The sequence below is a fragment of the Salimicrobium humidisoli genome (assembly GCF_002295105.1).
Classification (GTDB): domain Bacteria; phylum Bacillota; class Bacilli; order Bacillales; family Halobacillaceae; genus Salimicrobium; species Salimicrobium humidisoli.
Genome location: NZ_NSGH01000027.1, coordinates 15216 through 27080, shown reverse-complemented (window position 1 = coordinate 27080; position 11865 = coordinate 15216). Strand labels below are relative to the sequence as shown.

Annotated in this window: 9 protein-coding genes; all 9 read left to right on the top strand. The window is 48.9% G+C overall.

Annotation, left to right across the window (positions count from 1 at the left end; all coding sequences use genetic code 11):
* Positions 1-289: 289 nt before the first annotated feature.
* The 9 genes from pcrB (at position 290) to gatB (ending at position 11807) form a co-directional block, all read left to right on the top strand.
* A complete protein-coding gene (gene pcrB / locus CKW00_RS12420; protein ID WP_076571271.1) occupies positions 290-955 on the top strand; it encodes a heptaprenylglyceryl phosphate synthase in 666 nt (221 codons plus the stop codon).
* A 19-nt stretch (positions 956-974) separates the two neighbouring features.
* A complete protein-coding gene (pcrA, locus tag CKW00_RS12415; RefSeq protein ID WP_008588234.1) occupies positions 975-3188 on the top strand; it encodes a DNA helicase PcrA in 2214 nt (737 codons plus the stop codon).
* Between the two features lie 15 nt (positions 3189-3203).
* Positions 3204-5213, top strand: a complete 2010-nt coding sequence (gene ligA, locus CKW00_RS12410) for an NAD-dependent DNA ligase LigA (RefSeq protein ID WP_095822828.1) — start codon at positions 3204-3206, stop codon at positions 5211-5213.
* 5 nt (positions 5214-5218) lie between these two features.
* The gene (locus CKW00_RS12405) at positions 5219-6358 is read left to right on the top strand and encodes a CamS family sex pheromone protein (protein WP_095822827.1); all 1140 of its coding nucleotides are present in this window, start codon (positions 5219-5221) and stop codon (positions 6356-6358) included.
* Between the two features lie 391 nt (positions 6359-6749).
* Positions 6750-6878: a hypothetical protein gene (locus CKW00_RS13925; RefSeq protein WP_268794163.1), complete on the top strand. Its 129-nt coding sequence runs from the start codon at positions 6750-6752 to the stop codon at positions 6876-6878.
* Between the two features lie 5 nt (positions 6879-6883).
* The gene (gene putP / locus CKW00_RS12400) at positions 6884-8395 is read left to right on the top strand and encodes a sodium/proline symporter PutP (protein WP_076571275.1); all 1512 of its coding nucleotides are present in this window, start codon (positions 6884-6886) and stop codon (positions 8393-8395) included.
* A gap of 212 nt (positions 8396-8607) precedes the next feature.
* Positions 8608-8898 carry an Asp-tRNA(Asn)/Glu-tRNA(Gln) amidotransferase subunit GatC gene (gene gatC / locus CKW00_RS12390; protein ID WP_008588245.1) on the top strand — a complete coding sequence of 97 codons (291 nt, stop codon included), beginning with the start codon at positions 8608-8610 and terminating at the stop codon, positions 8896-8898.
* Positions 8899-8910: 12 nt separating this feature from the next.
* A complete protein-coding gene (gene gatA / locus CKW00_RS12385; RefSeq protein WP_008588247.1) occupies positions 8911-10380 on the top strand; it encodes an Asp-tRNA(Asn)/Glu-tRNA(Gln) amidotransferase subunit GatA in 1470 nt (489 codons plus the stop codon).
* The gene (gene gatB, locus CKW00_RS12380) at positions 10377-11807 is read left to right on the top strand and encodes an Asp-tRNA(Asn)/Glu-tRNA(Gln) amidotransferase subunit GatB (RefSeq protein WP_093107684.1); all 1431 of its coding nucleotides are present in this window, start codon (positions 10377-10379) and stop codon (positions 11805-11807) included. Before gatA ends, gatB begins: the two co-directional genes overlap by 4 nt.
* Positions 11808-11865: the final 58 nt, after the last annotated feature.

The window sequence follows — 11865 nt, the reverse complement described above, 5'->3', positions numbered from 1 at the left end:
AGCAGAGGGATCTCTTTTTGTGTATAAACGTACAGAAACATCCATAGAGAAAGGGCGTCCCTTGCAATGAAAGTCATTGGAAGGGACGCCCTTTTTTACTAATATTTACTGGTTTTGTCCCAGACTCATCTTCATGACTTCAAGGCAGAGAAATCATGATCAGAAAGTTACATAATAACCAGGAACGAATCTTCCTTTTAGAAAAATGGTCCGGTAAATACGTAGGCTGCCACTGTGGTTCCGTGCTTTTTTTGGTATAATAATAAAATGGAGTAAAGAGGTGTAGCGAATGAAAAATTGGAAGCATGCGTTTAAATTGGATCCGAATAAAGATATAACGGAAGAAGAAATCCGCAGAGTCTGTGAGTCGGGGACCGATGCCGTCATCGTCGGCGGGACAGACGGGGTGACGTTCGATAACGTCTGGAATCTGTTCGAACAGATCGAGCCGTATGATGTGCCGCTCGTACTTGAAATATCCGACATGGAAGCGGTAGTCCCCGGGTTCGATTATTATTTCGTGCCCGCAGTACTGAACAGTAAAGACAAAACCTGGGTGCTCGATATGCAGCATCAGGCGATGAAGCTGTACGGGGATATGGTGGAAGAACAGCTTATCTTCTCGGAAGGCTACTGTATAGTGAACGAAGAAGCGAAGGCTTTCCGTAAGACGAACTGTTTTCCGGTGACGGAAGAGGATATCCTCGCTTACGCCCGCCTGGTGGAGCAGTTGTTCCCGCTCCCGATTTTTTATCTGGAGTACAGCGGCAAGAAGGGGGATACGTCCCTGATCCGAAAAGTGTCAGAGGAATTATCCCGTACCCAGTTTTTTTATGGAGGCGGCATCCAGTCCAGAGAGGAAGCTGAAGAAATACAGGGCATGGTGGATACGATGATCGTCGGTAATATAATCTACGAAGATTTCGAAACTGCGCTTCAGACCGTACCTGAGTAAAAGAAAGGATGATAGATTTATGACGCAGTCGATTCATGCGTTGCTGAAAGGAATGAATGAACCGCAGCAGAAAGCGGTAGCTCACACGGAAGGCCCTCTTCTCGTAATGGCCGGGGCAGGAAGTGGGAAGACCCGGGTACTTACCCACCGTATTGCGTATCTCATACAGGAAAAAGGGGTAAACCCTTGGAATATTCTTGCGATAACCTTCACGAATAAAGCAGCCCGTGAAATGAAGGAAAGGGTGGAACTGCTCGTCGGACCGGGTGCGGAAAGTATATGGATGTCGACGTTCCACTCCATGTGCGTGCGGATTCTGCGCAGAGATATAGACCGCATCGGTATGGACAGGAACTTCTCCATTCTCGATGCCAGTGATCAGCTTACAGTGATCAAGCAGGTGCTGAAGGAACTTAATCTTGATCCGAAAAACTGGAACCCGAGGACGATGCTCGGAGCAATCAGTAATGCTAAAAACGAACTGCTGAGCCCGGACATGTACGAAAGTCGGGTTTCCGGGTATCGTGAGGAACAGGTGGCCCAGATTTACCGCGGTTATCAGAAGAAACTTTCTAAAAACCAGTCTCTCGACTTCGATGATCTTATTATGAAAACGCTGGTGCTGTTCGAGCAGGTACCGGAAGTGCTCGAATATTACCAGCGGCGCTTCCAGTACGTACACGTTGATGAGTATCAGGACACCAACCATGCCCAGTATCAGCTGGTGCAGAAACTGGCGGAGAAATTCAAAAACCTCTGCGTCGTCGGAGACTCCGACCAGTCCATTTATCGCTGGCGCGGAGCGGACATTACGAACATCCTGACTTTTGAGGAGGATTACCCGGACGCTGTCACCATTCTCCTTGAACAGAACTACCGGTCCACAGAAGTGATTCTCGATGCCGCGAACCACGTCATCGATCACAACACCGGACGGAAACCGAAGAAGCTCTGGACGGATAACTACGGAGGGGAAAAGATCCATTATCACGAAGCCGGGACAGAGAGAGAAGAAAGCTTTTTCATTGCAGATAAAATCGAGGATCTGGTGAAGCAGGGCAGTTTCACCTACAGTGACATGGCGATACTGTACCGTACAAACGCCCAGTCCCGTACGGTGGAGGAAACATTTGTGAAGGCGAATATCCCCTATCAGATGATCGGAGGGACCAAATTCTATGATCGTAAAGAAATCAAGGACCTTCTTGCCTATCTGCGTCTGATCTCCAATCCTAATGATGATCTCAGTTTCGAACGTGTGATCAATGAACCGAAACGCGGGATCGGCAAAACGAGTATCGAAAAACTGCAGAGTTATGCTGCTGCACACGACATCTCGCTTTTTGATGCAGCTGCCGAAGCAGACTTTACCGGTATAAGCGCCAAAGCTGCCAAAGCGGTCGTCAATTTCCGGAGGATGATAGATAACTGGACGAAGCAGCAGGAATTCCTTTCCGCTACGGATCTCGTGGATGAAGTGCTGGAAACAACCGGGTATGAGGAAATGCTTCGCACGGATAAGACTCTCGAAGCTCAGTCGCGCCTCGAGAACATCGAGGAGTTCAAATCGGTCACGATGAACTTTGAACAGTACAGCGAAGACAAGACTCTTGTAGCTTTTCTGACGGATCTTGCACTGATCGCCGATATCGATAAGGCGGACGAGGAAGAGCACGAGCATTCGGTTACGATGATGACACTCCACTCAGCCAAAGGTCTTGAGTTTCCGGTAGTCTTTCTTATAGGCCTTGAAGAGAATATCTTCCCTCACAGCCGCTCTATCATGGATGAAGAGGAAATGGAGGAAGAAAGACGGCTCGCTTACGTAGGGATTACGCGTGCCGAGAAGAAACTGTTTATGACAAATGCCAAGATGCGTACTCTGTTCGGAAAGACGAACATGAATCCGGTCAGCCGGTTCATAAGTGAAATTCCCGGAGATTTCCTTGAAGGAAAAGAAGACAGAGAGCCTCTTCCTTTTGCGAATAAGAAACAGTCCATCCAGTCGGACCGGCCTGTGGAGAAGAGAAAAGCCAAGAAAGCAACCGGAGCTTCCGGAGCCGAAAATGCTTCCTGGAAACCGGGGGATAAAGCAAACCATAAAAAATGGGGCGAAGGTACGGTCGTCAGAGTCCAGGGTGAAGGAAAAGATATGGAGCTTGATATCGCATTTCCTGCACCGGAAGGCGTGAAGCGTGTCCTTGCGAAATTCGCTCCCATTACCAAGGTATGAAAGAGGTGACGATGTATGGAAAAAGAAGCAGCGGCACGGCGTCATGAACAACTGAAGAAACTTCTGGAGAAGTACAGCCATGAATACTACGTGCTTGATGCGCCTACGGTTCCGGATGCCGAGTACGATAAAAAGCTGCGGGAGATAACGGAAATCGAAGAAGAATATCCCGAACTGATCACTTCCGATTCTCCGACGCAGCGGGTCGGCGCAGAGCCGCTGGACTCATTCAGAAAAGTACGGCATGAGATTCCGATGCTCAGCCTCGGGAACGCTTTTAATGAACAGGAGCTCCGGGATTTTGACCGGAGAGTCCGTGAGGGAGCGGAGGGGGAAGTTTCCTACGTCTGTGAACTGAAAATCGACGGGCTCGCTGTTTCCCTTTTGTATGAAGAAGGAGTTCTCGTTCGCGGAGCTACCCGCGGAGACGGAACAGTGGGGGAGGATATCACTTCGAATCTACGTACAATCCGGAGCATACCTCTCCGCCTATCCCGTCCGGAGACGATCGAAGTTCGCGGAGAGGCGTACATGCCGAAGAAATCGTTCTCCGCTCTGAATGAAGAGAAAGAGGAGAAGGAGGAAGCCCCTTTCGCAAACCCGAGAAATGCAGCAGCCGGCTCCCTTCGTCAACTCGACCCGAAGATAGCGGCCAGCCGGAATCTGGATATTTTTCTTTACGGCGTGGGGATGTGGGAAGACGATCTGAAAGATACGCACAGCGCCCGTCTTGAATATCTTGAAGAACTCGGGCTGAAGACGAACCCGGAGTGGCGTGCTCTCAAAGATATCGAGGAAGTGATCGATTATGTGAAGAGCTGGGTGGACAACCGGAACAGTCTGGATTACGAAATCGACGGTATCGTCATAAAAGTCGATCAGCTGGACGAGCAGGAGACACTCGGCTTCACTGCCAAAAGTCCGCGCTGGGCGACTGCTTATAAATTCCCTGCAGAAGAAGTGGTGACCAGAATGAAAGACATCCATCTGACGGTCGGACGGACCGGCGTCGTTACGCCTACGGCACTTCTCGAACCCGTGCGCGTAGCGGGCACTACCGTCCAGCGTGCCTCTCTCCATAACGAGGACCTCATTAAAGAAAGGGATATCCGTATCGGGGACACAGTGGTTATAAAAAAGGCGGGAGATATTATTCCGGAAGTGCTGCGGGTGATTGAGGAAGAGCGCACGGGAAATGAAGAACCGTTCACTATGCCAAAGACGTGTCCTGAGTGCGGGAGCGACCTTGTACGTCTGGAGGAGGAAGTGGCTCTCCGCTGCATCAATCCGAATTGTCCGGCACAGTTGAGAGAAGCACTCATTCATTTCGTATCACGGAATGCGATGGATATCGAAGGACTCGGGGAGAAAGTGATCACCCAGCTGTTCCGCGAAGAGCTGATCCACAACATTGCAGATATATACAAGCTGCGTAAAGAAGAACTGCTTCAGCTTGACCGTATGGCAGAGAAATCGGTCAACAACCTGCTTACTGCCATTGAGCAGTCAAAAGAGAATTCTATGGAGAAACTGTTATTCGGCCTCGGCGTCCGGTACGTAGGAACGAAAGCCGCCACTACGCTCTCGAACCATTTCGGCTCTATGCAGGCTCTGCAGAAGGCTTCTTCCGAGGAGCTGGAGTCGATTCCGGAGATCGGGGAAAAGATGGCGGAGTCCATTCACAGTTATTTTCAACGTGAGGAAGTGAGGGTTCTTCTGCGGGAATTATCGGAACTGGGGCTTAACATGGAATACAAAGGAAGAAGAGTATCTGCCGAAGCCGCTACTTCTCCGTTTAACGGAAAAACTGTAGTGCTGACCGGTAAAATGGAAATTTACTCAAGATCCGAAGCGAAAAAGAGAGTGGAAGAGCTTGGAGCGAAAGTGACGGGGAGCGTAAGCAAAAATACGGACTTGCTTGTTGCCGGGGAGGATGCCGGAAGTAAGTACACGAAAGCAGAAGAGCTGGGTGTGGAAATTTGGAGCGAGAGTCAGTTCGCTGAAGCTTTACAGAACCAGGAGTGAGCAAAATGAAAAAATGGCTGATAGGTATGGGGATTGTTTTACTGTTTGCAACAGGCTGCACTCCCGTTTATGAGCGTACTGATGAAGTTACTCAAGAAACGACGGAAGAATCGGACGGGGAATCTGCGATCATCCCGGGCTTTACGAAAGATGAGGGAGAGTACAGGGTGGTCCTTAATGAAAACTCCCCCAAAACTTCTGCCAGTCGTGGAGTTACGACGAACCAGATGAATAATCGGGTGGATATTTCAGAGTTCGAAAATGGGTTAAAGCGTCACTCCAAAGAATATTTTCCGACAGACGAGTACTTCTTTCAGCTCGGTCAATATCTGGACAGCGAAACCCTTTATGAATGGCTCGGCCGATCCACCGGCGAAGACGGCAAGGGGCTGAACCCGGAACTCGACGAAGAGTCTGCTACAGAAAAAGAGTTCCGCAATTCCCCTCGGTATATTTCAAACATCGTGGAGCAGAACTATCTGGTCCGGAACGATGACGACTCAGTAGAGATAAAAGGAATCACGATCGGAATCGCTCTTCGTTCCGAATATAACTTTACGGTGGACGGAAAAGAGAAGACCGAAAACCACACTACGAAGGAACTGAAGAAAAAGGGTAAACAGTACGCATCGACTATACTGAAGCGTCTCCGTAAGTCTGAGGACATCCCGGATGTTCCGGTGACTTTTGCGCTGTATGAAGAAGAAACGAATGCTTCGAGCGTTCCCGGGAACTTCATAGCAAAGGCTTATACAGAAGATGATACTATCGGTAAATTCAAATCCATCGATGAAAATTATGTGCTCTTCCCTTCCACGGAAGCTACAGAAAACCATTTCGATGACTCCCAGATCTTTTCTGAGTTTCGCACGAGCATATCCGATTACTTCCCGGATTTTGTAGGCGTCATAGGAAAAGGGTTCTATGTAAATGGTGAATTGAATAAGGTGAAGATGGATATCCCCGTCGAATTTAATTCCCAGGCCGAAATAGACGGGTTTACGCAGTACGTGCACAGTCTCGTGAAAGAAATGTTCCCGCAGCACTACGGGATAGAAGTGCGTATCAATAGCCTCAATCGCCAGGAAAGTCTTATAGTCAGAGAGAAAGGGGAAGAAACCCCATACGTATATATATATGATTAAGAGGAAGGCCGTCTGCTTACAGGACGGTCTTTTTCTGTCTGGAAAGTTCAATTGAGAGGTAAGTGAAACTTTTTTTTATTTATTATAGTGAATAGTTATCAAAAATTTCATACTATATGTGATCTATGTGTATAAATTGTGAATAAAAATACATAGTGAGAAATTAGTAGGAATTTTTGTAATGTTCGTAATATTATAGTATGATATAGTTGCACCTGTGTTCTATATAACCTCTCGCTTCAATCATGAACAGGAGGATATTTCCAGAGGGTACCCTTAATTATCCTCCTGTTTTCAGCAATCTTTTTATGTATCATCTTTTTTCACAGAAAATGATGGATCGAGAGGGTGTATAGCAGGTGCATAATTTATCTATTTGGAGGTGGAAGGATTGGTTGATGTATTACTATCAGCTTCATCCCACAGTTTATCAGGGGGCACGTGGTTCTGGATGTTCGTACCTATGCCGCTTCTGATCATTTTGTCACTTATTACACTATTTACAGAGGGGAGTAAATAACCGAGATGGATACAGCGACGTTAATAACTTTTATAGTATATCTCTTAGGTATGCTCGGAATCGGTCTTGCGGCCTACCGGCTTACCAGTAACCTGTCCGACTATGTATTGGGCGGACGCCGGCTCGGACCCGGAGTAGCAGCACTCAGTGCCGGGGCATCTGACATGAGCAGCTGGCTGTTGCTCGGATTACCGGGAGCCGTGTACGCCGGAGGATTCGGAGGCGCATGGCTTGCTGTAGGTCTCTCGATCGGAGCCTATCTGAACTGGCAGTTTGTTGCCAGACGTCTTCGTAATTACACGGAAGTTGCGAACGACTCCATTACGATTCCCGACTACCTTGAGAACCGTTTTCACGACAAATCACGCATCCTGCGTGTCGTATCCGCAATAGTAATCCTTTTATTCTTTACCTTCTATACTTCTTCAGGAATGGTCGGAGGAGCGAAACTGTTTGAATCGTCCTTTGATCTGAGCTACTCCGCAGCTCTATGGATTGGTGCTATTGTAACCATTTCCTATACGTTCCTCGGCGGTTTCCTCGCCGTAAGCTGGACGGACTTTGTGCAGGGGATTCTTATGTTCCTCGCCCTTATCGCCGTACCGGTCGTAGCTGTCAGTGAACTTGGCGGATGGAGTTCCGCTGTGGATGCTGTAGGGAATATCGATCCGTCTTACTTAAATATGGTGCAGGGCGTAGGGGCTATCTCGATTATCTCCTCGCTCGCCTGGGGTCTCGGTTATTTCGGTCAGCCCCACATTCTGGTGCGCTTCATGGCCCTCCGTTCGGCTAAAGATGTGCCGAAAGCCCGCTTCATCGGTATGGGCTGGATGATCGTAGGCCTGTACGGGGCGGTATTCACCGGTCTGTTCGGTCTTGCCTACATTAACGCTGCCGATCAGGCGACCCTTGAGTCGATCGGTGCTGTCGTGAACAGTGAGGGCGGCATGCAGGTGCTGGCTGATGGAGAGAAGATTTTCATTTCCCTCTCCCAGATTCTTTTCCACCCGGTCATTTCGGGTATTCTGTTAGCTGCTATTCTTTCAGCGATTATGAGTACGATTGACTCTCAACTGCTCGTGTCGTCTTCAGCGCTTGCAGAGGACTTCTACAAAGCGATCTTCCGTCGTAATGCGAGTGAGAAAGAACTCGTATGGATCGGTCGTTTCGCCGTTGCGGGCATTGCTCTTATTGCCGTGCTGATCGCTCAGAACCCGGAAAGCTCTGTTCTGGACCTCGTTTCCTATGCGTGGGCAGGTTTCGGTGCTGCATTCGGTCCGATTATGCTGCTTTCCCTGTTCTGGAGAGGTGTTACGACAGCAGGGGCTGTTACCGGTCTTATAGCTGGAGCCGTTACGGTGGTCGTATGGGGAGATTTCCTTTCCGGAGGTATCTTCGACCTTTACGAAATCGTACCAGGGTTCCTTCTCAGTACTATACTGATCGTCGTCGTCAGTATGTTCGGCAAGCCTTCACCTGAAGTGGAAGCCGAGTTCGATGCAGCTGTCAAAAAATGATAAATAAGGATGCAGCATCTTCTTCTGTTTCAGAAGGAGATGCTGTTTTTTGTGAATAATTCTATAAGTGACCCCCTGAGCGCGGAAGTCTGTCTTTTGGCTGATGCTTCCTATTTTTTGAGGGTTTATGCTATTATGGAGGTTGTGTGGTATGCAAAAGTAATGTTTGATATGATAATGAAATATGTTATTTCCATAGAGGAGGAACGGTTATGTCTAGAATTAGTGAAGATCAGGTGAAACACGTGGCGAACCTGGCCCGCCTTGTTGTTACGGACGAAGAAGCAGAAATGTTCACAAAACAGCTCGATGACATCATCACCTATGCCGAGCAGCTGAACGAACTGGATACCGAAGGAGTGGAACCGACGACACATGTGCTCGATCTGAAAAACGTAATGAGAAAAGACGAACCGAAAGAGTGGATCAAAAAAGAGGATGCGCTCAAAAACGCACCGGATCAGCAGGACGGTCAGTTCAAAGTACCGTCAATTTTGGAATAGGAGGGACCATTCGTGTCTTTATTTGAACATTCATTGAAAGAACTTACGCGGAAGCTGAATGATAATGAGATTACAGTCACTGATCTGGTGGAAGAATCCTACGCCAGAATTGAAGAAGTGGACGGGGAAGTTCAGGCGTTTCTGACGCTTGATGAAGAGAATGCCCGTGCTGCTGCCAGGGAACTGGATGAAGCAGGGGACAAAGGTGCAAGTCTTTTCGGTCTTCCGATCGGAATCAAGGACAATATCGTGACGAAAGGACTGCGTACAACAGCTGCAAGTCAGATTCTCAGCAACCTTGATGATCCGCTTTATGATGCGACGGTTGTCAGGAAACTGCAGAAGGAAAAAGCGGTAACCATCGGTAAATTGAACATGGATGAGTTCGCTATGGGATCCTCCAACGAAAACTCAAGCTTCCAGGCGACGCGTAACCCGTGGAACACCGATCACGTCCCGGGCGGTTCGAGCGGCGGTTCGGCAGCGGCTGTTGCGGCCGGAGAAGTGCCGTTTTCTCTTGGAACGGATACCGGCGGATCGATCCGCCAGCCGGCTTCCTACTGCGGTGTCGTAGGTCTGAAACCGACATACGGCCGGGTATCCCGCTTCGGACTTATCGCCTTCGCTTCTTCGCTTGACCAGATTGGTCCTATTACAAGAAGCGTAGAAGATAATGCTTACGTGCTCGAAACGATCGCCGGCCATGACGAAATGGATTCCACATCAGCAAACGTGGAAGTCCCTGCTTATACAGAAGCACTGACCGGAAATATCAGCGATTTGAAGATTGCTGTACCGAAGGAGTATTTCCAGGAAGGGGTCAACGAGGAAGTGAAAGCTTCCGTCAGACAGGCGCTCAGGAAGTATGAAGAACTCGGAGCAGAATGGGAGGAAGTGTCTCTTCCTCATTCGAAGTATGCGCTCTCCACCTACTACCTGATCGCGTCCTCCGAAGCGTCGGCCAACCTGGCCCGCTTCGACGGCGTGCGGTACGGACGCCGCTCCGAAAATGCGGAAACGATGATCGATATGTTCAAAAACTCCCGTTCCGAAGGTTTCGGAGACGAAGTGAAGCGCCGGATTATGCTTGGAACATTCGCCCTCAGTTCCGGATATTACGATGCGTATTATAAAAAAGCCCAGCAGGTACGTACGCTGATCAAAAACGATTTCGACAAGATTTTCGAGGAATATGATGTCGTCATCGGACCGACCGCGCCGACACCTGCCTTTAAAGTAGGAGAGCAGATGGAAAATCCTCTGACGATGTATGCGAACGACATCCTCACGATTCCTGTGAACCTTGCAGGCGTGCCGGGAATATCCATTCCATGCGGCTTTTCGGAGAAAGGGCTTCCGATCGGCCTGCAGATCATCGGGAAACATTTCGATGAGAGTACGGTCTACCGTGCAGCTCATGCTTTTGAACAGGCGACGAATTACCATAAGCAGCGTCCTGAGTTAGGAGGAAACACAAAATGAACTTCGAAACAGTCATTGGACTTGAAGTCCACGTCGAGCTGAAGACAGAATCGAAAATTTTCAGCCCGTCTCCGAACATGTTCGGAGATGAGCCGAACTCGAACGTGAACCCGATCGATCTCGGTTACCCGGGCGTTCTGCCCGTATTGAACGAAGAAGCGGTGAATTATTCGATGAAGGCTGCCCTTGCGTTGAACTGCGATATCGCTTCCCATACGAAATTCGACCGGAAAAACTATTTTTATCCGGATAACTCGAAAGCGTATCAGATTTCCCAGTTCGATCAGCCGATCGGAGAGAACGGGTACATTGATATTGAAGTGGACGGGAAGAAGAAGCGCATCGGCATCACTCGTCTTCATATGGAGGAGGACGCAGGTAAGCTCACCCATAAAGACGACGGATATTCGCTCGTAGACTATAACCGTCAGGGTACGCCACTGGTGGAAATCGTTTCGGAACCGGATATCCGCTCTCCGGAAGAGGCATACGCTTATCTGGAAGCACTTAAAAATATCATCCAGTATACTGGCGTCTCCGACTGTAAGATGGAAGAGGGGTCCCTCCGTTGTGATGCGAACCTCTCCCTCCGGCCTGTCGGACAGGAAGAGTTCGGTGTGAAAACGGAGCTGAAGAACCTCAACTCCTTCTCCTTTGTGCAGAAAGGTCTTGAATTTGAGGAGAAACGTCAGGAAGAAGTGCTGAAGCAGGGCGGAGAAATCCTTCAGGAGACGCGCCGCTTCGACGAGAAGACGAAAGAAACGATTCTTATGCGAATTAAAGAAGGGTCGGACGATTACCGTTACTTCCCGGAACCGGACCTTGTCCCTCTTTACATCGATGAAGCGTGGAAAGAACGCATCAAAGCTGAAATTCCTGAACTCCCGGAAGCGCGTAAGAAACGGTACATCGAAGAGCTCGGACTCCCTGAATACGATGCAGCCGTTCTGACGAACAACAAGGAACTCTCCGACTTTTTTGAAGAGACTCTTGAAAAAGGCGGCGACATCAAGCAGGCTTCCAACTGGCTGATGGGAGATATTTCTGCGTATATGAACAAGCAGCAGAAAGAACTGAAGGATCTGGAACTCACTCCGGATGCTCTGGCTAAACTGACCGTACTTCTGGAAGAAGAGACAATTTCTTCCAAAATAGCGAAGAAAATCCTGCCGGATCTCGTGGAAAAAGGCGGCGACCCCGAGAAAATCGTGAAGGACCGCGGTCTCGTCCAGATTTCCGACGAAGGACAGCTTCGTGATATCGTAACGAATATTCTTGATCAGAACGAACAGTCGATCACCGATTATAAGAATGGGAAAGACAAAGCTATCGGTTTCCTCGTCGGCCAGATTATGAAAGAAACGAAAGGGCAGGCGAATCCGAAGATGGTCAATGAACTGCTGATCGAAGAAATCAGCAAAAGGTAAAGAGGGAGGGCGCGCAGGGGATGCGTGCTTTTCTCTCTGAAAATACGAACGATAAGAT